General features: G+C 66.0%; 16 protein-coding genes. 10 read left to right on the top strand and 6 right to left on the bottom strand.

Features of this window, described 5'->3' with window-relative positions; genetic code table 11:
• Nucleotides 1-33 precede the first annotated feature (33 nt).
• Nucleotides 34-1023, top strand: coding sequence for an MBL fold metallo-hydrolase (locus ACZ0AJ_RS10555; protein ID WP_499454381.1), 990 nt, complete (start codon nucleotides 34-36; stop codon nucleotides 1021-1023).
• A gap of 61 nt (nucleotides 1024-1084) precedes the next feature.
• Here the strand turns inward: ACZ0AJ_RS10555 and ACZ0AJ_RS10550 are convergent, their stop codons facing one another.
• The 4 genes from ACZ0AJ_RS10550 to ACZ0AJ_RS10535 all read right to left on the bottom strand — a co-directional run bounded on the left by ACZ0AJ_RS10550 (nucleotide 1085) and on the right by ACZ0AJ_RS10535 (nucleotide 5096).
• The gene (locus ACZ0AJ_RS10550; protein ID WP_499454380.1) at nucleotides 1085-2689 is read right to left on the bottom strand and encodes a methyl-accepting chemotaxis protein; all 1605 of its coding nucleotides are present in this window, start codon (nucleotides 2687-2689) and stop codon (nucleotides 1085-1087) included.
• Between the two features lie 308 nt (nucleotides 2690-2997).
• Nucleotides 2998-3849, bottom strand: a complete 852-nt coding sequence (gene fghA, locus ACZ0AJ_RS10545) for an S-formylglutathione hydrolase (RefSeq protein ID WP_499454379.1) — start codon at nucleotides 3847-3849, stop codon at nucleotides 2998-3000.
• A 60-nt stretch (nucleotides 3850-3909) separates the two neighbouring features.
• A complete protein-coding gene (locus ACZ0AJ_RS10540) occupies nucleotides 3910-4491 on the bottom strand; it encodes a chromate transporter (protein ID WP_499454378.1) in 582 nt (193 codons plus the stop codon).
• On the bottom strand, nucleotides 4488-5096 hold the full coding sequence (locus tag ACZ0AJ_RS10535) for a chromate transporter (RefSeq protein ID WP_499454376.1): 609 nt from the start codon (nucleotides 5094-5096) through the stop codon (nucleotides 4488-4490). Before ACZ0AJ_RS10535 ends, ACZ0AJ_RS10540 begins: the two co-directional genes overlap by 4 nt.
• A gap of 141 nt (nucleotides 5097-5237) precedes the next feature.
• Between ACZ0AJ_RS10535 and ACZ0AJ_RS10530 the strand changes: the two genes are divergently transcribed.
• The 3 genes from ACZ0AJ_RS10530 to ACZ0AJ_RS10520 all read left to right on the top strand — a co-directional run bounded on the left by ACZ0AJ_RS10530 (nucleotide 5238) and on the right by ACZ0AJ_RS10520 (nucleotide 9831).
• A complete protein-coding gene (locus tag ACZ0AJ_RS10530; RefSeq protein WP_499454374.1) occupies nucleotides 5238-5456 on the top strand; it encodes a hypothetical protein in 219 nt (72 codons plus the stop codon).
• 326 nt (nucleotides 5457-5782) lie between these two features.
• A complete protein-coding gene (locus ACZ0AJ_RS10525) occupies nucleotides 5783-7876 on the top strand; it encodes an ATP-dependent helicase (protein WP_499454748.1) in 2094 nt (697 codons plus the stop codon).
• Between the two features lie 521 nt (nucleotides 7877-8397).
• The gene (locus ACZ0AJ_RS10520; protein WP_499454373.1) at nucleotides 8398-9831 is read left to right on the top strand and encodes a sugar porter family MFS transporter; all 1434 of its coding nucleotides are present in this window, start codon (nucleotides 8398-8400) and stop codon (nucleotides 9829-9831) included.
• An 18-nt stretch (nucleotides 9832-9849) separates the two neighbouring features.
• On the opposite strand, the gene ACZ0AJ_RS10515 is transcribed toward ACZ0AJ_RS10520, so the two are convergent.
• Complete coding sequence (locus ACZ0AJ_RS10515) at nucleotides 9850-10479, bottom strand: phosphohydrolase (protein WP_499454372.1); 630 nt, start codon at nucleotides 10477-10479, stop codon at nucleotides 9850-9852.
• Between the two features lie 483 nt (nucleotides 10480-10962).
• On the opposite strand from ACZ0AJ_RS10515, the gene ACZ0AJ_RS10510 reads away from it, so the two are divergent.
• On the top strand, nucleotides 10963-11715 hold the full coding sequence (locus ACZ0AJ_RS10510; RefSeq protein WP_499454370.1) for a helix-turn-helix transcriptional regulator: 753 nt from the start codon (nucleotides 10963-10965) through the stop codon (nucleotides 11713-11715).
• Here the strand turns inward: ACZ0AJ_RS10510 and ACZ0AJ_RS10505 are convergent.
• On the bottom strand, nucleotides 11690-11962 hold the full coding sequence (locus ACZ0AJ_RS10505; RefSeq protein ID WP_499454368.1) for a helix-turn-helix domain-containing protein: 273 nt from the start codon (nucleotides 11960-11962) through the stop codon (nucleotides 11690-11692). The genes ACZ0AJ_RS10510 and ACZ0AJ_RS10505 overlap by 26 nt on opposite strands.
• 179 nt (nucleotides 11963-12141) lie before the next feature.
• On the opposite strand from ACZ0AJ_RS10505, the gene ACZ0AJ_RS10500 reads away from it, so the two are divergent.
• From ACZ0AJ_RS10500 to recD, 5 genes are all read left to right on the top strand, one after another.
• A complete protein-coding gene (locus tag ACZ0AJ_RS10500; RefSeq protein WP_183553148.1) occupies nucleotides 12142-12723 on the top strand; it encodes an acyl-homoserine-lactone synthase in 582 nt (193 codons plus the stop codon).
• Nucleotides 12724-12871: 148 nt separating this feature from the next.
• On the top strand, nucleotides 12872-15925 hold the full coding sequence (locus tag ACZ0AJ_RS10495; RefSeq protein ID WP_499454367.1) for a CHASE domain-containing protein: 3054 nt from the start codon (nucleotides 12872-12874) through the stop codon (nucleotides 15923-15925).
• 72 nt (nucleotides 15926-15997) lie between these two features.
• Nucleotides 15998-19399: an exodeoxyribonuclease V subunit gamma gene (gene recC, locus ACZ0AJ_RS10490; RefSeq protein ID WP_499454365.1), complete on the top strand. Its 3402-nt coding sequence runs from the start codon at nucleotides 15998-16000 to the stop codon at nucleotides 19397-19399.
• Entirely contained in the window at nucleotides 19396-23043 is a 3648-nt protein-coding gene (gene recB, locus ACZ0AJ_RS10485) for an exodeoxyribonuclease V subunit beta (RefSeq protein ID WP_499454363.1), read from the top strand. The genes recC and recB overlap by 4 nt, the downstream gene beginning before the upstream one ends.
• On the top strand, nucleotides 23030-24955 hold the full coding sequence (gene recD / locus ACZ0AJ_RS10480) for an exodeoxyribonuclease V subunit alpha (protein WP_499454362.1): 1926 nt from the start codon (nucleotides 23030-23032) through the stop codon (nucleotides 24953-24955). Before recB ends, recD begins: the two co-directional genes overlap by 14 nt.
• Nucleotides 24956-24957 lie beyond the last annotated feature (2 nt).

The following is a 24957-nucleotide window of genomic DNA, read 5'->3' as shown; positions in this document are numbered from 1 at the left end:
AGTCAGCAACGTAGCCTGTGAAGGAAGGCAATGATGAAGCAATGGACGAAGCGCGCGGGTAGCCTGTTGACGATGGTGGCGCTCGCAGTGGCGCCGGCAATGGCGCCGGTCGCCCCTGCGCATGCCGGGGGGCAGCAGCCGACGGCGTTGCCGGCCACCGGGGCGGGCTTTTCGCTGACGCTGCCGGCCACCTCCACTGCGCCGGTCGCCGAGGAGGACGGCGTCCAGTTCATCGGCACGGCGACGGTGCTGATTCGCTACCGTGGCCTGACGATCCTGACCGATCCGAATTTCCTGCACAAGGGCGAGCACGTCCACCTTGGCTACGGCCTGACGTCCAAGCGCCTGACCAACCCCGCGATCGCGCTCGAGGATTTGCCGCCCATCGATCTGGTGGTCCTGTCGCATATGCACGAAGACCATTTCGACAAGCGGGTGCAGGAAAAGCTCGATAAGAACATCCCGATTGTGACGACGCCCGGCGCGGCCAAGGCGCTCAAAAACCTGGGCTTCGTGCGCACCATCGGCCTGGCGCACTGGGACCGGCTCGACGTCGAGAAAGGCGCCACGCGCGTGCGGATCACGTCAGCGCCGGGCAGGCATGGCAAGCTCGGCGCGCAGGCGCTGCTGCCCAGCGTCATGGGGGCGGTGTATGACTTCGGCGCCGACCCCGCGCAACCGGATTACCGGATGTACGTAACCGGCGATACCCTGATCCACGACGATCTCAAGGACATTCCGCAGCGCTTCCCCGGCATCGACCTGGCCTTGCTGCATCTTGGCGGGACCCGTATCCTGGGCGTGTTCAAGGTGACGATGGACGCACAGGACGGCATCCAGCTGCTGCAGATCGTGCAGCCGCGCCATGCCATCCCGATCCACTACAACGACTACGACGTCTTCAAGTCGCCGCTCGCCGATTTCGCGCGCGAGGTCAAGGCAGCAGGGTGGGGGGACCGCGTCAGTTTCCTGGCGCATGGCGAGCGATACCGGTTCGTGCTGCGCAAGCCGCCGGCGCAGTGACGGGGCGCTGATATGCGGTCACCGCCGTGCAGATATGCAGGGCGGTGACCGCGGCCGACGATCAGTTGTTGGCGCGTGAAGTCAGTGCAAGGCGAGGCGCCGTGCCCGGGTGAAGCTGACTTGCCGTCAGCTTGAACAGGCTGACCGCACCGGTCAGATTGTGCGCCTGCGTGTGCAGCGACGCGGACGCCGATGCTGCTTCCTCGACCAGCGCTGCGTTTTGCTGCATCGTGCTGTCCATGTCGAGAATGGTGTCGTTGATCTGTTTCAGTTCGACCTGCTGCGCTTGCCCGGCATCCGCGATTTCTCCGATGATATCCGTCACGCGCTTGACGCTCGCAACGATGTCATCCATCGTGCTGCCCGCTTCGCCGACCAGTTTGCTGCCTGCTTCGACCGTCGCAACCGAGTCGCTGATCAGCGTCTTGACGTCCCTGGCCGCTGCCGCCGAGCGCTGGGCCAGGTTGCGCACTTCAGCGGCCACGACCGCAAAGCCGCGGCCCTGTTCACCCGCCCGTGCTGCTTCGACGGCAGCGTTCAACGCCAGGATATTGGTCTGGAAGGCGATGCCATCGATGACGCTGATGATGTCGACGATCTTGGTCGATGAGGCATTGATCGACGCCATCGTCGTGACGACTTGAGAAACGATCGTGCCGCCGTGGGTTGCTACATCGGACGCCGACAGCGCCAGTGTGTTGGCCTGGCGCGCATACTCGCCGTTCTCGCGTACCGTGCCGGCCAGCGTTTCCATCGACGCGGTGGTCTTGTCGAGCGAAGCGACCTGCTGTTCGGTACGCGCCGACAGATCCAGATTGCCTTGCGCAATCTGCGATGAAGCGGCGGCGATGGCGTCCGTGCCCTGACGTACTTCGCTCACGACGTTGGCAAGGCCTTGCTGCATTCTGTCAAGCGACGACATCAGTTGCGCGATCTCGTCCTTGCCTTCGATCGTGATGCGATGGGTCAGGTCGCCGCCGGCCACGGCATCCGCTGCACTGACTGCCTGGCGGATCGAGCGTGTGATATTACGCAGTACCAGCAACACGATCGTGCTCAGGATCACACCGCAAATCGCCAGGAACACGACCGCGCGCCACAGGTCGCCAACAAACGCGTCATGCAGGTCATCCATGTAAAGACCCGTCATGAAGGTCCAGTCCCACGGCTTGTAGGTGAGCACATAGGCGCCTTTCGGGAACACCTGCTGCTGGTCCGGGTGGCCTGGCTTGGGCCAGACGTATTCAACCCATCCTTCTCCGCTGGCTTTGGCAATGGCCGCCACGTTGCGGTACAAGTAGGTGCCGTTGGTATCCTTGAAGTCGCTCAGGTCCTTGCCGATCAGCTCTGCCTTGACCGGGTGCATCAGCATTTTCGGGGCTGAATCGACGACCGTGTAATAGCCATCCTTCCCGTAACGCATGGACTTGAGACGTTTGAGGGCTTGCTGCTGTGCTTCGGCGACGGTCATCGCGCCAGATGACGCCAGTTCTGCGTATTCCTTGACGGTGGACATGCCGACATCGGTCGCAAATCTCAGCGCGATCTTGCGTTCCTCGAGACGCTGGGTGTTGCTTTCGTAGACATGGAGAATCGCCATCACTGACAGGCACAACCAGCTCAGAACGAGTGGCAGGTAGAGTTTGGTGCGGAAGCTGAGTTTCATCTTTGTATTGACGTGTTTGACGAACGTGAAGTAGGGATGTGCATCGTCGCGAGCCAGGCGAGCCGGGCAGGAGTGGTGGAGATGCAGATGGGGATTTTGAGAAAGCATTGTATCCTTGCGGAAACTTTGTGACTATGGCGATTGTCACTTGCCTTAAGATGATCTAAAGAATGACTGTCTTTGTTGCAGTTATCAGACAGTAATCATTGCGGACAGGTCGCGAGCGAACGGCACGACAACAGGAGGCGGGAGAGCGGAGAAGGGAGCGTACGGAAAAACGGCTTCAGCCTGGCTGAAGCCGCCAAGAATCAGCCGAGCTGACGTGCGTGGAAACGCAGATGGTCTTCGACGAAGGTCGAGATGAAGTAGTAGCCGTGGTCATAGCCTGGCTGGCGGCGCAGCGTGAGCGGCTGGCCGATGCGGGCGCAGGCGCCTTCGAAGGCTTCCGGCCGCAACTGCTCGGGCAGGAACTTGTCGCCCAGGCCCTGGTCAATCAGGATACCGTCCGGGAAGGGCGCCGTCTCTTGCTGCGCCATCAGGGCGCTGGCGTCATATTGTTGCCAGGTGCTTTCATCCGGGCCCAGATAGCCGCCAAAGGCTTTGACGCCCCACGGGCAGCGGCTTGGCGCGGCGATGGGCGCAAACGCAGATACCGAGCGGAACAGATCAGGGTGGCGCAGCGCCATGACAAGCGCGCCGTGGCCGCCCATCGAATGGCCGAAGATGCCCACGCGCGCCGGATCGGCCGGCAACAGATCGAGCACCAGCGCGTGCAGTTCGAGCAGGTAGCTGTGCATGCGGTAATGGGTCGACCATGGCGCTTCAGTGGCATCAAGGTAAAAGCCGGCGCCGACGCCAAAGTCCCAGCTGTCGGTTTCGCCCGGCACGTTGGCGCCGCGCGGGCTGGTGTCGGGCGCCACCAGGATGATGCCCAGTTCGCTCGCCACGCGCTGGGCGCCCGCCTTGGTCATGAACGTTTCTTCGGTACAGGTCAGGCCGGCCAGGTAGAACAGCACTGGCAGCTTCTTGCCGCTGGCCTCGGTGGCCTCAGGCGGCAGGTAGACCGAAAACTTCATCGGCAAGCCGATGGCGCTGGAATCGTGCTGGTAAAAACGCTGCTCGCCGCCGAAGCAGGCATGTTGGTTCAGGAGTTCGGACATCGTCATTTGGGGGCAGTGAAAGATGCGGCCAGTATGCCGCGTCCTGCGAAGGCATGCCAACTACACCAGCTGGAGTGCGCCGAGCACGGCGCCGGCCGCCAGCATCCACAGCAGGTGCAGGCGGGTACGCCAGATGACGATGCAGCTCACCGCCGACAGCAGCCACAGCGGCCAGTGCTCCAAACCGGTGGCGCCGCCCGAGGCCAGCAGCCAGGCCGTTGACAGCAGCATCGCAATGACGAGCGGGGCCATGCCCTGCTTGAACGCGCGCACGGCCCGCCGTCCGCGATTGCGATGCGCCCACTGCGCTACCTGATACGTAAACACGGTCGACGGCAGCATGATGCCGATCATCGCGATGACCACGCCGCAGAGCGCGGCCGCCGTGCTGCCATTGTTCAAACCGACGTTCCAGCCCAGCAGCGCCACAAACAGCACATTCGGCCCGGGCGACGATTGCGCGAGCGCCACCGAGTCGCCAAACTGCGCCGGTGTCAGCCAGCCCTGGCGCTCGACCAGATAGCGCTGCATCTCGGATGTGGTGGAGATCGCACCGCCGAGGGACATCAGCGACAACCCCAGAAAGTGCGTAAACAGGCTGACCCAGTCGTGCCACGTAAAGACGAGTTGTGGCGCGCTCATGGAGTGAGCCTGCGCCAGGCCAGTACGCAGCCCAGGCCGCCCAGTCCCAACACGACGGTCGCCAGCGGCACCCGCACCCAGGCCAGCAGCACGAAGGCAACGGCGGCGATAAGTACGCAGACGATGAGCGGCAGCACGTTCTTGCCCAGCGCGGCCGACATCTTCAGGCCGGTGGCCGCCACCAGGCCTGCGGCGACCGCCGCCATGCCGCGCAGCGCCCCCTGGACCTGCGGCACCTCGGCGAAGCGGGCATACACCAGGGCCAGCGCCAGCACCACGACCAGCGGCGCCGCCAGCAAGCCAGCCAGTGCGCTCATCGCGCCGGCCAGGCCGAAATGGCGCTGGCCGATCATCAGGGCCAGGTTGCACACGTTCGGCCCCGGCAGAATTTGCGCGACCGACCATTCTTCGATGAATTCTTCATTGCTCAGCCAGCGTTTGCGCTCGACCATTTCGCGCTGGATCACGGCCAGCACACCGCCAAAGCCCTGCAGGGCGATCAGCGTGAACGAGACGAACAGGTCGGTGCATGAGGTGGGCACCGGGTGGGCTGCTGCGGCGTCGTCCGGCGGCGCGTTTGGGGAGGGAAGGGGCGATTGGCTCATCCCGTTATTATCGCCGTTGCGCCGTGCTCGCGCTCGGCATGACCTTGTATTCGCGGACTGATACACGTTTGCCATTGACTTTGGATTTACTTCGCCAATAATCGTGGTGCATGACACATCCACCATTACCGGAGTTCAGCGATGAAACCACTGCACGCGCAAGACATCCATCCACGCGCTGCCAGCGTGGCCGAATTGCGATCCAATGCCGGCCAGCGCGATGTCGTCACCCGCGGCATTGCGACCCTGAGTGAACTCGGCGTCGTGCCGGCGGTCGAATACCTGAAGTCCAACGGTGTGCGGCCGAAGGTCATCGAGCGTGTTTTGCTCGAGCCCGAGCGGCGTCGCGCACTGGCGTAATCCGCACAGCGGCGCGGGCGCTGTCAAGGGTGCGGGCGCCTTTGTTTGGGACAAATCTGCAGTTGTCACCGTCGATGCCTCCCCAATAGGCAACTTGTTGAAAGCCGCCCCGCAGGCCATGTTCAACGTGTCAAGCCCCCGCTTTTCCACATAGTTATTCACAGACTTTGTGGATATCCAAAATCATTTATTTTTCCGTGGCCCGGCGCTCGCCCGCCAATGCATGCCTGGAATCGCCTTCGTGCCGTGCCCGCGGCGGCGCGATTTAGCGCTTGTGGTTTGGTACTGGATAAATGTACAGTATCGCTTTCTCCGTCTGCCACACCATGACCACCGCTACCGCCGAGCCTGCAATTGAGGACCCGTTCGCCAGCCTGAATCCAGAGCAGCGCGCTGCGGTCGAGCACGATATCGGCTCGGAGGCACCACGCCCGCTGCTGGTGGTGGCGGGCGCCGGCTCGGGCAAGACCAATACCCTGGCGCACCGTGTGGCGCGCCTGATCGGGGCGGGCGCCGATCCGCAGCGCATCCTGCTGCTGACCTTTTCGCGCCGCGCCGCGGGCGAGATGAGCCAGCGCGCCAGCGGTGTCCTGCACCGCCTGCTTGGCCGTGGCGCATCTACCCGCACGCAGGCGCCGGTATCGCTGCCATGGGCTGGCACCTTTCACAGCATCGGCGCACGCCTGCTGCGCGAATTCGCCGGGCGTATCGGGCTCGACCCGCAATTCACGATCCACGACCGGGGCGACGCCGAAGACCTGATGGGCATGGTGCGCCACGAGATCGGCCTGTCGCGCACCGAAAAACGCTTCCCCATGAAAGGCACCTGCCTGTCGATCTATTCGCGGGTGGTCAACAGCCGAGATCCGCTGGATCAGGTGTTGCAGGCATATTTCCCGTGGTGCGCCGAATGGGAAGCCCAGCTCAAGACGCTGTTCGGCGCGTACGTCGACGCCAAGCAGGAGCAGAACGTGCTCGACTACGACGACCTGCTGCTGTTCTGGGCCGAGATGGCCGCCGACCCGGTGCTGGGGGCCGAGCTGGGCAGCTGGTTCGACCACGTGCTGGTGGACGAGTATCAGGACACCAACCGCCTGCAGGCCGCGATCATCACCGGCATGAAGCCCGACGGCAGGGGCGTGATGGTGGTCGGCGACGACGCCCAGTCCATCTATGGATTTCGCGGCGCTACCGTCCGCAACATCCTTGATTTTGCCGGCCAGTTCACGCAGCCGGCGCACCTGATCACGCTCGAGCGCAATTACCGCTCGACGCAGCCGATCCTGGACGCCTCCAACGCCGTCATTGGCGCCGCGCTCGAGCGCCACGCCAAGACGCTGTGGACCGACAAGGCGTCATCGATTAAACCGCAGCTGGTCCTGATTCCCGACGAAGCCGAGCAGGCGCGCTGGGTCTGCAGCCGCATTCTCGAGCAGCGCGAAGAAGGCGTGCCCCTCAAGTCGCAGGCGGTGCTGTTTCGCGCGGCCAGTCACAGCGCTGCGCTCGAACTCGAACTCATGCGACGCAACGTCCCGTTCGTCAAGTTCGGCGGCCTGAAGTTTCTGGAGGCCTCGCATATCAAGGATGTGCTGGCGCTGCTGCGCTTTGCCCAGAATCCGAGCGGGCGCCTGGCCGGGTTCCGCGTGCTGCAACTGATTCCCGGAATCGGCCAGGCGACTGCCACGCGCGTGCTCGATGCGGTGGGCGAGAGCAGCGACGTCGCCGCTACGCTGGCGGCATTCCCGGTGCCGGCCCGCTGCAGCGTCGAGTGGCAAGCGTTTTGCGCGCTGTATGCGCGCCTGCGCACCCCTGGCCTGCGCTGGCCGCAAGACCTGGAACTGGCGCGCGACTGGTATGCGCCGCATCTGGAGCGCCTGCATGACGATTTCCAGGTGCGCGCCCTTGATCTCGACCAGCTCGTCGCCCTGTCGGGTGGCCATGCCAATCGCGAAAGTTTCCTGGCCGAGATCACGCTCGACCCGCCTGAAGCGACCAGTGACCGCGCCGGCCCGCCACTGCTCGACGACGATTACGTGATCCTGTCCACCATTCACTCGAGCAAGGGGCAAGAGTGGAAGTCGGTTCACGTGCTCAATGTGGTCGACGGCTGCATACCGTCGGACATGGCCACTGGCAACCAGGACGATATCGAGGAAGAGCGGCGCTTGCTGTACGTGGCCATGACCCGGGCCCGCGAGAACCTGCACCTGATCGTGCCCAACCGTTTCTTTATCAAGCAGCAGTCAACCATGGGCGACCGCCATGTGTATGCATCGCGTTCGCGCTTTGTCACGCCGGTCATGCTCAAGCATTTTGAAGAATCGGCGTGGCTGAGCGCCGACAAGCGCGAGCTGCGCACGCCCATGCCCGAGAGCGTTCGCATGCTCGTACGTGACCGGGCCCGCAGCGCCTGGAAATGATGGCAGATGGCGCCACGCCGGCCACTTATCCCCCATGTCATGCTTTTGTAGGAGTGGGCCGCATATAAACTTGTTGCTCCCATGTGGTGCACGTGCAAGTCGTTGATTTTATTGGAACAAAATTTTGCCTCTCGAACGGGCAATTTGTTGAAACCCGCATCCCGTCTGGCCTTGCGGCTTGTCAAGTGGCGCTTGTCCACACAGTTATCCACAATTCTTGTGGATAGCCTAAAACCCTGAACAAAATCAGCTAGTTAGCGTCTATTGATGCTTCCTGGCATGTTTCGCATGATGACGAATCTCGATTGAATATCGACAAGACGGTTGTTCTTTTGTTAGTACGCCACATTCACTAATATGTTTGCTATCGAACAGTCGTGTCATCTGCAGTTCTTTATCCTTTGCCAAGTAAACTACCTTGACGGGAGACGGTTATTGCGTTTGCCAACGCCGCCGTCGCCCGGACGGTGACGAAATGGCCCGCTGTTCCCTATCCTGTCCATTTCCAACAAAGGATCCGTATGTCTTCAGCAGTCCCCCCGGCGGACGCACCAGCGCCGCCCGATACCAAGGAAAGCCGCTTCGTCTTCAAGGTCGCCATCGTTGCCACGATGGGCGCGCTCGCGTTTGGGTACGATACCGGCGTGATCTCCGGCGCGCTGCCGTTCATGAGCGCGCCGCCATCGCAAGGTGGCCTCGGCTTGACCCCGCTGACCGAAGGCATCGTGACGTCCGCGCTCGTGTTCGGCGCCGCGGTCGGTTCGCTGATGGCGGGCACGCTGTCCGACCGGTTCGGTCGCCGCATGACGCTGATCTGGCTGTCGCTGGTATTCATGATCGGCGCGCTCGGCACAACGCTCGCGCCGTCGGTCGAGATCATGGTCGCCATGCGCTTCGTGCTGGGCCTGGCCGTGGGTGGCGCGTCGTCCACTGTGCCGGTGTTCATCGCCGAAATGGCGGGCCCCAGCAGGCGCGCCAGACTGGTCACGCAGAACGAGCTGATGATCGTGACCGGCCAGTTGATCGCCTACGTGCTCAATGCGGTGCTGGCGCATTACTCGAATTCGCCGGATGTCTGGCGCTACATGCTGGCCATCGCCGCCGTGCCCGCCTTGCTGCTGGGTGTGGGGATGATGTTCGTGCCACCGTCGCCGCGCTGGCTGGCCAGCAAGAACCGGATGGACGAAGCGCGCGCCGTGCTGCAGCAGATCCGCTCGAGCGACAAGCAGATCGAGACCGAAATGGCCGACATGACGAAGCTGAACGGGATCGAGCACGAGCAGGCCGGCTGGTCGGCCGTGCTGGGCACGCCATGGATCAGGAAACTCCTGTGGCTCGGCATCGGCCTGGGCTTCATGGCCCAGTTCACGGGCGTGAATGCCTTCATGTACTTCACCCCGATCATCCTGCAGTCGACGGGCCTGGGCACGAATGCGGCCCTGACCGCGACCATCGGCAACGGCGTCGTGGCAGTGATCGCCACGTTCATCGGTATCTGGCTGATCGGCAAGCACGGTCGCCGCTCGATGCTGATGTCGGGCCTGACCGGCGTAGTCATCATGCAGTTTGCACTGGGCGCCGTGCTGCTGTGGATGCCCGATGGCATCACGCGCAGCTATGCCGCACTGGCCTGCATCCTGTGCTTCCTGCTGTGCATGCAGATGCTGATTGCGCCCGTGTATTGGCTGTTGATGTCCGAGTTGTTCCCGATGCATCTGCGCGGCGTGCTGACCGGCACCGCCGTGGCGTGTCAGTGGATCTTCAACGCGATCGTGGCCTTGCTGTTCCCGCTGGCGCTGGCGCAGTTCGGCAGTGCAACGTTCTTCCTGTTCGCCGCCATCAATGTCGGCTCGCTGATTTTTGTTGCGCTGCGCCTGCCGGAAACACGTGGCCGCTCGCTCGAGGGCCTGGAAAAGTTTCTGGAAAAAGAACTGACCCCGCGCGCGAAAGCGTAAAGGGGAGGCCGGCGCTTCTCAGGGCGCCGGCTTGATCGACGTCGGCTTGACCGACGCCGTCCCGGCAGATTCCGTGAGCCGTTCGAGCTCACGCAAAAAACGTTCACAGGCCAGCGCCGGTGGCCACGGTTCCCATGGCGCGCAATCGTAGTAGCGCGCCAGCGGGTCTTCAGGCAGGATCGCCGCGCGAATTTTCAGCGTGCGCCGGACTTCTTCAGCCGACCAGCCTGCCACATGGACCGCTTCGCTGGCAGCGGCCAGCCGGTCGGCTTTCTTGTGCGCCGCATGCGACTTGGCATCCCAGGCCGGCAAGCCGTAGCGCAAGAACACCATGTGTTCCAGGCGCTGGGTCAGGGCGCGGAAGGCGTCGCCCAGAAACGGCTTGATGACCGAAATCGCATCGAATCCCAGCAAGCCTTCTTCGGCATCGTGCAGCAGCTCGCGCAGTTCGTCGAGCGGCGACAACGAGGGCGTTGCCGCGCGCCGCAGCAGCATCACGCTGATCGAATGCTGCGCGACCGACAGCGGCAACGGCCACGCCGAGTGGCCACCCCAGCGGTAGGTGCGGGCCAGGCCCAGCGCCAGGTCGGCGTCATCCCAATCAAACGGAGTGGGGTTGAGCAGGTCGAGGCGGCGGCCTGACGGCATGCGAACCCAGGCGCGTGTCGTGGTGTCCGGCGTTGCGCCCTGTGGAACCGGTGAAGAGGGAAAGTGCATGTGGCGATTTTACACACCGGCTCTGCCATTTTGCGCATGATTGACCGGGCCACGCCCCGCAGACGAGGCCCATGCGGGACGCGGCTGGACGGTCATCCGGTCCCGCAGGTGCCAACTCGCCCGTGGGATGATCTGCGACACCGGAAGAACGTTTCATTGATCTACGTCAAGACACAATTTTGTTGTCTAAGAACAAAAGCATAAACGCGCACTGCATGGGAAAAATTCGCAGCAAGTGACCCCTCACACGGCCTCCAAACGCAATCGGCAATGAAGAATAGACTGAAAATAGTTGTTGTCATTACACGACACGGGTGAAATAGGTGCGTGTAAATATCTCGATTGTTAATTTTCGAGGATTTTGAAGGGGTGTGAACCGACTAGGATAACGCTGATGCATATTCTTGTGACCCCATGATTGATACCGCCTTGCTGCTCGAGTTGATGGAAGCCAGGGATGCGACCCAGTGGAGCGCGTCCCTGTTCAATCTCGCGCGGACCCTGGGGTTCGATCAAGTGCTGTTCGGCCTGGTCGGTTCGCGCCATGCGCGTTTCGAGTCCGCCTTTTTGCGCAGTAACTATGCCAATAACTGGCGCGAGCGCTATGACCGCAATGGTTTTGCCTATGTCGATCCAACGGTGGCGCACTGCCTGACGAGCACGCTGCCGATGGTGTGGGAACCGGGCCTGTTCGCGTCGGGCACCCAGCAAGCGGGCCTGTACGAAGAAGCGAGCGCGCATGGCATCCGCAGCGGTGTGACGCTGCCGGTGCATGGCCCGCAGGGGGAATTCGGGGTGATCAGTTTTGCATCCGATGCGCGCCCGGACATCGCGGCGCAGCGCGCCGTGATGGAAGCGCTGCCGATGCTGGCGCTGGTACGCGATTACGCGTTCGCCTCATCGCAGCGCTTTCGCGAAGAAGGTGCGCGGCCCGAAGAAGGCCGGGGCGCGGCGCCGCGCCTGACCAAGCGTGAGCTGGAAGTCCTGCAGTGGGTCATGGCAGGCAAGTCCTCATGGGAAATTGCTCGCATCACCAACTGCTCGGAAGCGACCGTCAACTTCCATCTGGCGAATGTGCGTCAGAAGTTCGACGTCAACACCCGCCAGCAGGCCGTGGTCAAGGCCATCGGCCTTGGCTTGATTACCCCTGAAGATCACCATCGCTGAGCTTGCCATTGACATACATGCGCAGCAGGATCGACACGGGCGTCGGGATGGCCAGGCCAGTCTCGAAGCGGGAGCCGCTCGACTGGGTGACGCCAAAGCGGCCCCAGAATTTTTCCTGGCTTTCGCGCTTGGTGATGCGCAGACGGCGCAGTTCATGCGGCGCCATGCGTACAGCACCAGCTGCACCGATGACGTGGTTGGCGTGCATGTCGGCGGCGAGCGCGTCGGACATCATTTCGATTGCCATGATTATTCCTTTCGGGAAAGTGAAGACAGCACTTGGAAAACTGCATGAGCAAAAGTATTGCACTCCCGACATTGCTCGCCACCTAGCAGAGCTGATAGTACCCAGGCTACCCGACTTGCATAACGATTTTATGCGTCTTGCATTTTCCGATCGACCAGATGTCATTTCAGGGAGGGGTAATGAGCATGCATATCCGGATCGCGCCACGCCGCGCCATTCCATCGAACGAGTTGTGCGAAATGCACTTGCTGCGCGCCCGGGTGTTCCGCGGGCGGCTTGGCTGGGAAGTGCCGGTGTTGTCGGGCATGGAGATCGACGGCTACGACGCCCTCGAGCCGCGCTACATGCTGATGCGCGACGACGCCACGCTGCGCGGCTGCTGGCGCCTGCTGCCCACGGAAGGGCCGTACATGCTCAAGGATTCGTTCCCGCAACTGCTCGACGGGCAGGTGGCGCCGAGCGACCCGCAGATCTGGGAGCTGTCGCGCTTTGCGCTGGAGACGGATGGGGTGGCCGGCTACGGTTTCTCGGCCATGACGATGGAGTCGATTGCCGCCATCATCGACGACGCCCACGAGCGCGGGCTGTCGCGCTACATCACCGTGACCACGACGGCGATCGAGCGCATGCTGCGGCGCGCCGGCGTGGTCATCACCCGCATCGGCATGCCGCAGGCGGTCGGGATCGAGCAGGCGGTGGCGCTGTACGTCGAGATCGAGCCGACCTGGGACGCGTTGTTCGCCAAGCGCCTGGCTTCATAAGCAGGGGCCGCGGTGCTCCCGTGAGGGGCGACCTGTTGCTCGCGTGCCTCATCGGGATGGGGACCGTGGCCGCGCCATGCCGGTGCACCGATATACTCATCTCGATTCTTACCAATATGCGGGGCATGCATCGCCCGAGAGGGGAAGCATGAAGCGATCAGCCTTGCGTGGCGCCCGCGCCATCGAATTTGCCGCCGCGCGCGTGGGCCGGCCCATCGTGCTGTGGGGTGGCGGCGTGCTGTTGGCGCTGGCGATCGGCATGCTGCTGCATGCGGTCGCCAGTGCCGCCGTCGAGACCGACGCCCGGCGCCGCTTCGACAATCTGGCGCGCGGCGCCCAGGAACGGCTCGACAACGCCATCGCCTCGTATGCCCGCGCCGTGCGCGCGATGGCCGCCCTGCATGCGGCCGGCGGCGGTAGTGCGGTGCCCGACCGCGCATCGTTCCACCGTTACGCGGCGGCGCTCGACCTGCCAAATAATTATCCGGCCATCGAAGCCCTGACGTTTGCCACGCGCGTGCCCGACAACGAGCGCGATGCCTTCGTTGCCGCCATGCGCGCCGACCGCAGCGTCGATGTGCGCGGGTACCCGGATTTCCAGATCTTTCCGGCCGGGCGCCGTCCGTGGTACGAAGTGGTGACCTACCAGTACCCGGCCGACAAGCCGACCCGGCGGCTCGGCTTCGACATGGCGTCCCGTCCGCTGGTCGCGCGGGCGATATCCCAGGCGCGCGACAGTGGCACCATCGTCGCGTCGGGGCAGCCTGTATTCCTGCCCGACCCGGTGCCGCACAACGCGCTTGGCATGCGCCTGCCGGTGTACGTCGGGGGCGTGCTGCCGCTGGGGGTAGCCGAGCGCCGGGCCGCTTATCTGGGCTCGTTCGGAATTTTCTTTTCGGTGCAGGAGCTGGTGCGCAACGCGCTCGTCTCGCTCGAGGCGCAGCCGCTGCGTGTGAGCCTGTACGGCACCGGGCGCCGCTACACCGGCCTGCCGGGCGCGCCGGCGGCGGGGGATATCCTGTTGCATGGCGTGGACGTGCGCGGTAATCCGCCCGATCCGGCGCTGAACTTCGTGTCGGTACTGGGCGTGGACTACGTCGGCAACGGCTGGAAAGCCCACTTCTCGGCGCCCATGAACGAGATGCTGGTCGGCGTCGACCGCTTCGTGCCAATCGGCGCGCTGGCCGCCGGTTTCATTGGCACGCTGCTGATGTACGGGCTGTTCCTGGCCCAGTACCGGGCACGCCGCGCCGCCGTCGAACAGCGCCTGCTGCTCGACACGGTGCTCGACAACCTCGACGCCGAGGTGTACCTGAAGGATGGCGCGCGCCGCATCCGCTATCTGAATGCCAAGGGCGCCTCGCGTCTCGGGCGTCCGGCGACGGAGCTGATTGGCCGGCCCGATGTCGAGGCGATGGATGCCGGTCAGGCCGACGCCACCTGGGAGCTGGACCGCGCCGTGCTGCGGGCCGACCGCCAGAGCAGTGCGCAAGTGGCGCAGGCCGGCCCGGATGGTGCTACGCGCCAGTTGTGGAGCGTGCGCGTGCCGCTGCAGGTCGACGAAGAGCCGGCCGTGCTGTGCGTGTCGACCGACATCACCGAGCTGCACCGCTTGAAGGCGCGCGCCGACGCGGCCAGCAAGGCCAAGAGCGACTTCCTGTCGAACATGAGCCACGAGATCCGCACGCCGATGAACAGCATCATCGGCATGACGCACCTGGCGCTGCAGGCCGGGCCTGACCCGCGCCAGCGCGACTATCTCGAAAAGATCTACCACTCGGGCCAGCACCTGCTGGGCATCATCAACGACATCCTCGACTTTTCCAAGATCGAGGCCGGCATGCTCGAACTGGCCACCGAACGCTTCATGCCCGACGCCCTGATGCGCAACGTCGAGGCGCAGCTAAGCACGGCGGCTGCGGCCAAGGGCCTGGGCTTCGATATCGAGATCGCGCCCGAGCTGATGCGGCCCCTGTGCGGCGATTCGCTGCGCCTCGAACAGGTGCTGCTCAATTTCGCCGGCAACGCCGTCAAGTTCGCTGAGCGTGGCCGCATCACGATGCGCGCGCGCCTGGCGCATGCATTTGGCCCGGAAATCCTGGTGCGCTTCGAAGTCGAAGACCGCGGCATCGGCATCGCCCCCAACGCGCTGCAGCACCTGTTCACGCCGTTCCAGCAGGCCGACCAGTCGGCCACGCGCCGGCACGGCGGCACCGGCCTGGGCCTCGCGATCAGCCGCCAGCTGGCCGAGCTGATGGGCGGCGAGGTCGGCGTGACCAGCACCCCTGGCGTGGGTAGCATCTTCTGGTTCACGGCGCGCCTCGCGCTGGACGATGGCGCCGGCGCGCGGGTGGGGGCGGGCGCCAGTTCCGGCCTGGGCGCAGCGCCTGCGCCGGCCCAGGCGCGCCTGGACGGCTGCGCCGTGCTGCTGGTCGAGGACAACCCGTTCAACCAGCAGGTGGCGCGCGAACTGCTTGAACTGGCCGGGGCCGACGTCGTCGTGGCGGGCAATGGCGAAGAGGCGCTGGCGGCCATGGCCGAGGCGCGCTTCGACTGCGTGCTGATGGACGTGCAGATGCCGGTGATGGATGGCCTGGAGGCGACCCGCCGCATCCGGCGCGATCCGCGCCTGGCCGGCACGCTCGTGGTGGCGATGACGGCCAATGCCGGCGTGGACGACCGCGCGCGCTGCATGGCGGCCGGCATGAACGAATTTCTCGCCAAACCCGTGGTGCCGGAACTGCTGGCCGCCACTATCGCGCGCTGCCTTGGACGCACCACGGCGCCGGTGTCGGACGTCGCCGCCAACCTGCCCGCGGCCATGGCCCCGGGCAGTGCGGTGCTCGACGTGGCGCTGCTGGCTGCGACGGCCGGGGGCGACCTCGAACGGATGCGCAAATACGCGTTCCTGTTCCTGGACACCACACGTGAGAACCTGGCCGGCATCGACACGGCGCTGGCAGGGGGCGACCTGACCCATACCGCCAGCCTGGCGCACCAACTGAAGTCGGCCGCGCGCGCCGTCGGCGCCACTGCGTTTGCCACCATCTGCGAAGACCTGGAAGCGCAGCCGGTGCGCGAGCTGCGCGGGGGCGGCACGGCGCAGGCACGGGCATTGACGGCGCGCCTGCGGGCGCTGCTGGTGCGCATCGAGCGCGAGGTCTCGGCGCAGTTTGGCAGCCGCGCCAGCGATGGCCGCTGACCAGCCCTTTTGGCCCTACCGCGAGGGGGCCAAACGCGGTATGCTTTGGTCCCGATTGCCCACGCCCAGCGCATGTCTGCCCCGATCACTCCCGGTCTCTTGATCCTCCACGGTAACCAGATGGAGCTGCTGCGCAGCGCCGTCTTCGACTGGCTGCGCAATCATCCCCTGGGGCCACTCGAAGAAGAGATTTTTCTGGTCCAGTCGAATGGCGTGGCCGAGTGGCTCAAGATCGCTCTGGCTGAGGAAAACGGCGTCTGCGCCGCCACCCGCGTGGCGCTGCCCGCGCGCTTCATGTGGGAAGCCTACCGCGGCATGCTGGGGCGCGAGCGCGTGCCGCAGCGCGCACCGTTCGACAAGGATCCGCTGACCTGGCGCCTGATGCGCCTGTTACCCACGCTGCTGCAGGATGACGGCTACGCGCCACTGGCGCGCTTTCTCGCCGATGGCGACGCCGAGCGCCGCCTGCAACTGGCCGAACGCGTGGCCGATCTGTACGACCAGTACCAGGTGTATCGCGCCGACTGGCTGGCCGATTGGGCCGCCGGGCGCGACGTCCTGCGCCGCGCCGGTGGCGATGTGGTCCCGCTCGCGCCCGAGCAGCGCTGGCAAGCCTGCCTGTGGCGCGCCGTGCACGCGAGCCTGCCCGAAGCGCAGCGCCAGAGCGGCCGCGCCACCATCCACGACCAGTTCCTCGCCGCCGTCGCAGCTGATGCCACGCCGGCCAGCCGACTGCCGCGCCGCGTCGTGCTGTTCGGGATGTCGACGCTGCCGTACCAGACACTGCAAGCGATATCGGCACTGGCGCGCCACACGCAGGTGTTGTTCGCCGTGCCAAATCCGTGCCAGTTCTACTGGGGCGACATCATCGAAGGCAGCCAGCTGCTCAAGGCGGCGCGCCGCCGCCAGCCGCAGCGCGAGGGCGTCGACCTGGGCACGATCCCGATCGAGGAAATGCATGTCCACAGCCACCCGTTGCTGGCCAGCTGGGGCAGGCAAGGGCGTGATTTCGTGCGCATGCTCGATGAATTCGACCAGCAGCACGAAGCGAGCGAAGATGGTGAAGGTCAGCCGGCGCCGCTGCGCGTCGACCTGTTCACCGATGATGACGGCGGCACGCTTTTGTCGCAGGTCCAGGCTGCGGTGCGCGACCTGGTGCCGCTGTCCGAGCATCCGCACGTGCCGCCGATGCTGGACGACCGCTCGATCGAGTTCCACGTCACGCACAGCGTGCAGCGCGAGATCGAGGTGCTGCACGACCAGTTGCTGTCCTGGTTTGCGCAAGACCCGACGCTGCGCCCGCGCGACGTGGTGGTGATGGTGCCCGACATTGACGCGTTCTCGCCTGCGATTCATGCGGTGTTCGACCAGCACCGGCGCCACGACCCGCGCCACATTCCGTTCGAGATCGGCGACGTGCGCGACCGCAGCGTGAACCCGCTGCTGGTCTCGCTGGAGTGGCTGCTGCGCCTGCCCCAGCAGCGCTGCCGCCAGAGCGAAGTGCGCGACCTGCTCGACGTGCCTGCCGTCGCGCGCCGCTTTGGCGTGACGAGCGAGGATCTGCCGATCCTGGGCCGCTGGATCGACGGCGCCGGCGTGCGCTGGGGCCTGGACCACGACCACCGCGCGGGCCTGGGCCTGGGGATGACGGGCGAGCAGAATGCCTGGATCTTCGGCGTGCGCCGCATGCTGCTGGGTTACGCCAGTGGCGCCGGCGCCAGTTTCGGCGACATCGAGCCGTACGCCGAAGTCGGTGGCCTCGATGCCGCGCTGGCCGGCTCGCTCGCACAACTGGTCGAATGCCTGCTCACCTGGCGCGGCCGCCTCGATGCGTCGCTGCGGCCGGCCGAATGGGGCGAGGCGGCGCGCGAGATGCTGTCGTGCTTCTATGCGGCCGGTGACGAAGCCGATCGTCTGACGCTGTCGAACCTGGGCGAAGGCCTGCAATGCTGGCTCGAGACCTGCGCGGCGGCAGGCTTTGACGAACCGGTGCCGCTGGCGGTGCTGCGCGAAGCGTGGATGAACGAACTCGATGCGCCCACGCTGAATCACCAGTTCGTGTCGGGCGGCGTGACCTTCTGCACCCTGATGCCGATGCGCGCCGTGCCGTTTCGCGCCGTCTGCCTGCTGGGCATGAACGATGGCGACTTCCCGCGCCGCGCGCGCCCGTCCGACTTCGACCTGCTGGCGCTGCCCGGCATGGCGCGCCCCGGTGACCGCTCGCGCCGCGACGACGACCGCTACCTGATGCTCGAAGCCTTGCTGGCCGCGCGCGACAAGTTCTACGTGAGCTGGGTCGGCCGCAATGTGCGTGACAACAGCGAGCAGCCGCCCTCGGTGCTGGTGGCGCAGTTGCGCGACTATCTCAAGGCCGGCTGGGATATGGAAGACCTGGATCACATCACGACCGAGCATCCGCTGCAGCCGTTCAGCCGGCTCTACTTCCAGCGCGGCGGTCTGCTCACGTACGCGGGCGAATGGCGCACCGCGCACGGCGCCGATGACCATCCCGTCGACGATGCGTTGCCGGCTTACGAGCTCGAACCCGACTTTGTCCTCAAGCTGGACGAACTGGCCAGTTTCCTGCGCCAGCCGGCGCGCTTTTTCTTCCGCCGCCGCCTGGGTGTCGTGTTTGCCGATGCCGCGCACGTTGGCGATGACGAAGAGCCGTTTGGCCTCGATGCGCTGGAGCGTTACCAGATCGAAGACTACCTGCTGGACGACAGCGGCGAGGCCGAGGCCATCGGCGACGTGCGCGCCACGCTGGCGGTGCGCGCCGAACGCCTGGCGCGCGAAGGCGTGCTGCCGATTGGCCTGATGGGTCGCATGTGGCAGGAGCAGCTGGTCGAGAGCCTGGCGCCCGTGCGCACCGAGTGGCTGCGCCTGGGCGCGCGCTTCCCGCAAGCGGCGCCGAAATTCGCCGTCAGCCTGCTGCTGGGTGACATCCATCTGGACGACTGGATCGATCGCCTGCGTTCGAGCGGCGAGGGCAGTGCGTGGCTGATGCAGATCTCGTCGAAGGTGCTGGACCGCGCCGGCAATCCGCGCGGCGACAAACTGATTGCGCCATGGCTGCGCCAGCTGGCGGCCGCCGCTGCCGGCAATCCTGTGACGGGTTACCTGGTGGCGCGCGACGCGGTGCTCGAGATGGCGCCGCTGGCGCAGGATGCGGCGCTGGAAACACTGCGCGACCTGGTGCGCCTGTGGCGGGCCAATCTGGACAGCCCGCTGCCGGTGGCATGCAAGACGGCCCTGAGTCACCTGGCGCAGGGCGATCCGCGCGCGACTTACGACGGCGGCTTCGAGCTGCGCGGCGAGGTCGATGACCTGTGCCTGGCGCGCCTGTGGCCGGACTTCGACGCGTTGAAGAACGCCGGCGGCTGGCCCGATCTGGCCGAGGAACTGTATGGACCGCTGGCACGCTGGATGCAGGAATGCGTCAAGATCAGGCCGTTGCAGGAGTCGCCCACATGAGCACCAAACTTGAGCCAGTCGATTTCCCGCTGCATGGCTCGCGCCTGATCGAGGCCTCGGCCGGCACCGGCAAGACCTGGACCATCGCCGCGCTGTATGTGCGCCTGGTGCTGGGGCACGGCGGGCAGGATGCGTTCGTGCGGCCGCTGCTGCCGTCCGAGATCCTCGTGATGACATTCACGCGCGCCGCCACGCGCGAACTGGCCAACCGCGTACGCGAGCGGCTGGTGCAGGCCGCCGCCTACTTCCGTGGTGAACTCGACATGGTCGACCCCTACCTGCACGAGCTGGCCGCCAGCTACACGGCGGGCAGCGAGCGCCAGATCGCCGGGCACCGCCTGTTCATGGCCGCCGAGACGATGGACGAAGCAGCGATCTTCACGATCGACGCCTGGTGCCAGCGCATGCTGCGCGAGCACGCCTTCGACAGCGGCAGCCTGTTCGACGAAGAACTGGTCAGCGACGAGCGCGAACTGTTCGAGGACGCCGCGCACGACTACTGGCGCCAGCAGGTCTATCCGCTGGGCGCCGAGTCGCTGGCGGTCGTGATGGACAGCTGGCGCGATGTCGAGGCGCTCAAGACGAGCGTGCGCGAGCTGGTGCGGCGCGACGCCTTGCTCGGCGCGCCAGCGACCGAACCACTGAAGCAACTGGTGGCACGGCTGGCCAAGGCGCAGCGCGAAGAGCTGATCCGCCTGAAGGATGGCTGGTTCGAGCGCGCCCACGAGATGGAGCGCTGGATCGCCGGGCACCGCGAGCGCCAGCCCAAGTGCTTCAACGGCAACAAAATGCGCGCCGATTCGCTCGTCAAGTGGTTCGAAGCGCTGCGCGCGTGGGCCACGGACCCGGCGCGCCACATGCCGGACCTGACCGACACGGCGTGGCGCCGCCTGACGCCGGACGGCATCGCCGACGCGTTCAGTAAAGACTTTTCGACCGAGGTGCCGGGCTGTTTCGACGCCACCGCCGCGCTGCAGGCCAGCCTGGCTGCGCTCGACCCGATCGCCCACGCGCTGCTGCGCCACGCCGCCGGCCATATCGGCGCGCGCATGCAGGAGCTCAAACGGCGCAACCGCCAGTTCGGCTTTGCCGACATGCTTGAACGCCTGAAGGTCGCGCTCGAGGGCGAGAACGGCGCTGCGCTGCGTGCGCGTATCGTGGGCCAGTATCCGGTGGCGTTGGTCGATGAATTCCAGGACACGTCGCCCGACCAGTACCGCATCTTCGACCTGCTGTACCGGGTCGACGCGAACGATGCGGAGCACGGGTTGTTCCTGATTGGCGATCCGAAGCAGTCGATCTACGGCTTTCGCGGCGCCGACATCCACAGCTACCTGGCCGCGCGCCGCGCGACAGCGGGGCGCCACTACCAGCTCGACACCAATTACCGCTCGACCGCGCCGCTCGTGAGCGCCGTCAATGGCCTGTTCCTGCATGCCGAGGGCGCGCATCCGGGCGCCGCGTTCCGGTTCCGGCGCGGCGACGACAACCCGCTGCCGTTTGACGCGGTCAAGGCGCAGGGGCACCGCCGCCATCTCGTGGGCCTGGGCGATGCCACCGGCGCGCTGTCCGTGAACATCGTGGACCGAGATGACCTGAAGGCCGACGACTACCGCGATGTGTTTGCCCACCACTGCGCCGAGCACATTGTCGGCCTGCTCAACGATGCGCGCGTGGGCTTCGACGACGACAATGGGGAGACCGATGGATTCACGCGCCTGATGCCGGCCGATATCGCGATCCTCGTACGCGACCGGCGCGAAGCCGGTGCCATCCGGCGCGCGCTGATGCGGCGCAAGGTGGCCAGCGTCTACCTGTCCGACAAGGACTCGGTCGTCGAGAGCGACGAAGCGGCCGACGTGCTGCGCTGGCTGTACGCGGTGGCCAATCCGCTCGATGGTGCGCTGGCGCGGGCGGCGTTTGCCACCGCCACTGCCGGCCTGGGGTTGGCCGAACTTGCGCAGTTCTCGCACGACGAGATGGTCTGGGAAGCGCGCGTCGAGCAACTCAAGGCCCTGCACGGCAGCTGGCAGCGCCAGGGCGTGCTGGCGATGCTGCGCCGCTTCATCCACGAACTGGGCTTGCCGGCGCGCCTGCTGCGCGAGCCAGGCGGCGAGCGGCGCCTGACCAATCTGCTGCACCTGGCCGAACTGCTGCAGGAGGCCAGCAGCCAGCTCGAAGGCGAGCAGGCCCTGATCCGCTGGTTCGCCGAACAGATCGACGGGCTGGGTTCGAGCGGCGACGAGCGCGTGCTGCGTCTGGAGAGTGACGCCGAACTGGTCAAGGTCGTCACGGTCCACAAGTCGAAAGGCCTGGAATACCCGCTGGTGTACCTGCCGTTTGCCGTGACGGCGCGCGCCACCAACCGTCGCAACCGCGCGTTCTTCGAGTACGTGGACGATGCCGGCATGCGCCATCTCGACCTGGCCCTGACCGATGACGCGCTGGCGGCCGTTGACCGCGCGCGCATCGAAGAAGACCTGCGCCTGTTGTACGTGGCGCTCACGCGTGCGCGCCACTTCCTGTGGCTCGGCGCGGCGGCCGTCTCCGGCACGCGCAAGGGTGAGAACAAGCTGCACGAGTCGGCCCTTGGCTATTTGCTGGCCGGCGGCGAGCCAATAGCCGCCGAGGCGCTGCACGCGCACTTCGATGTCGTGGCAGGCAGCGCTGGCGGCATCTCGCTCCACGCGTTGGCCGAGCCGGAGGCGGTGACGATGCTGTCGCGCCAGGACATCCGCCCAGACCTGCTTGATGCGCCGCGCTACCGCGCCGAATTCGAGCGCGACTGGTCGGTCGGCTCGTTCACGTCGCTGACGCGCCATGCGATCGCGCCGCCCACGCCGATGCGCGCGCAGGACCAGACGCTGATGGAAGACGTGCCGCAGGCGGCCACGCCGCCCCGCATCGAGGACGCGCCGTGGCACCGCTTCCCGCGCGGCTCGGTGCCCGGCAACTTCATGCACGAGCGGCTCGAGTGGCTGGCGCGCGAAGGCTTCGGCTGCCTGGACGACCCGAACTGCGAGGCGCGCCTGGTGCAGCATATCGAGCGCGCGGGCTGGGGCCATCGTCTCGCCGATGCGCTGGCGTGGCTGCGCGAGATCGTTGATACACCGTTGCCGCCACTGAATGCGCGCCTGCGCGACCTGCACGGCGTGCTGCCCGAAATGGAGTTCTGGTTCCCGAGCGAGCACCTCGACCTGCAGCGCCTGGACGCGCTGTGCCGCACGCATCTGCTGGGCGGGCTCGAACGGCCGGTGCTGCCCGAGCGTGTGTTGCACGGCATGCTCAAGGGCTTCGCCGACCTGGTGTTCGAGCACGAAGGCCGCTACTGGGTGCTGGACTACAAGTCCAATGCGCTGGGGCCGGGCGACGCGTCGTACAGCCAGGCGGCGATGGCCGCCGGCATGGCCGAACACCGCTACGAGATCCAGGGCAGCATCTACCTGCTGGCCCTGCACCGGCTGCTGCGCGCGCGCCTGGGTGACGCCTACGAGCCCGAATACCAGCTGGGCGGCGCCGTCTTCATGTTCCTGCGCGGGATCGCCAACCCGGTCACGCGTGGCTGCTGGGTGCTGGCGCCCGACCTCGACCTGCTGGATGGACTGGAACGCTTGCTGGACAAGGATGCACATGGCGAAGCTTGATGCCGATATCGAAGGTTTGTGGCGCGAGATCGGTGCGCTGACCGAAGCGGGTGAGCTGCGTCGCCTGTCGGGCGCGTTCGCGCGCTTCATTGCGCAACTGGGCGACGCGCCGCCCGCGCTGATCCTGGCGGCGGCGGTGCTGTCCGAGCTCGAAGGCCATGGCCACAGCTGCCTGCAGCTGGACGACCTGGCCGCCGGGCCGGCGCTGCTGCTGGGCTGGAGCGACGACCTGTGGCGCCAGCTGGCGCAGGCGGCCGCGCCGTTGCCGCGCGGCGTGGCAGGGTGGAGCAAGCTGCTGGCGCATTGCCAGCAGGTCTGGATCCGGGGCGAATTCGATCTCGACCAGCCGCTGGTGCTCGATGGCCAGCGCCTGTACCTGCGGCGTTACTGGCGCGACGAGACGCTGGTGGCGCAGGCCGTGCGCGAGCGCGCGGCGGCCACGCATCCGGTGGATACACCGCTCGTGCGCAACTGGCTCGACAAGCTGTTCGCGGCGCAGGCTGGCGCGCAGGGACCCGACTGGCAAAAGCTCGCCTGCGCCGTGGCGCTGCGCAGTTCGGTGGCAATCATCACGGGCGGTCCCGGCACCGGCAAGACCTACACGGTGGCGCGCCTGCTGGCCCTGTTGTTCGCGACAGCGCCGGAAGCAGGGCGCCAGCGCGTCGCGCTGGCCGCACCGACCGGCAAGGCGGCGGCGCGCCTGAAACAGTCCATTGACAAGGCCCTCAATGAACTTGCGGACCGCGTCGGTGGCGACCTGCCGCTGCGCGAGCTGACAGCGCGCATGGGCGCCGCGCGCACGCTCCACAGCCTGCTCGGGGCGCGCCCCGATACGCGCGCATTCGCGCACCACCGCGGCAATCCGCTCGACGTCGACGTGCTGATCGTTGACGAGGCATCGATGGTGCACCTGGAAATGATGGCCAGCCTGCTCGATGCGCTGCCCGTTGGCGCGACGCTGATCCTGCTGGGAGACAAGGACCAGCTGGCGTCGGTGGAGGCAGGCGCCGTGCTGGGTGACCTGTGCCATGCGGCGCACGAAGGCCACTACAGCGCGGCGACGATTGACTACATCGAGGCTGCGAGCGGCGAAATCATCCCGGCCATCTATCGCGGCGACGGCGGTGCGCTGGCCCAGCAAACCGTGATGCTGCGCGACAGCCGCCGCTTCGGCGGGCCGATCGGCCAACTGGCGCTGGCGGTCAATGGTGGCGACACCGCCCGCGCCGAACAGGTCCTGCGGGCCGGGGAAGAGAGCGTGCGCTGGCTGGAACATGCGCAGCCGGCCCAGCTCCTGCAACTGGCGCATGCCGGGTATGCGCCGTACCTTCAGCTGCTGCGGGGCGGCGCCAGTGGCGAGCACGAAGACTGGGTGCGCCGGATCCTGCTCAGTTTCGAGACCTTCCGCATCCTGTGCGCGGTGCGCGATGGCGAGTGGGGCGTGACGGGCATGAACGAGGCCATCGAAAAGCGGCTCGCAGCGAGTCACTTGCTGCGCCATGGCGCCGAGTGGTATGTCGGCCGCCCGGTCATGGTCACGCGCAACGACTACTCGACGCGCGTGTTCAACGGCGATATCGGCGTCACGCTGCCCGATCCGGCGCGCGCCGGCGCGCTGCGCGTCTATTTCCTCGAAGGCGACGCCGTGCGCAGCGTGCTGGCCACGCGCCTGCGCAATGTCGAAACCGCGTTCGCGATGACCGTCCATAAATCGCAGGGCTCGGAGTTTCGCCACACGGTGCTGGCGCTGCCGCGCGAGCGCAACGCGGTGCTCACGCGCGAGCTGGTCTACACGGGCATCACGCGCGCCAGCGAGGTGTTTACGCTGGTGACGCCGGGCGGCGATGTGCTGCAGGAAGCGATTGCCAGCCGCACGCACCGCACGAGTGGCTTGCGCGATCTGGTGGCGTAATG

This window comes from Telluria sp. AC161, from assembly GCF_979258535.1.
Note: the sequence above shows the minus strand (reverse complement) of the source record. Positions and strands in the feature narration are given on the sequence as shown.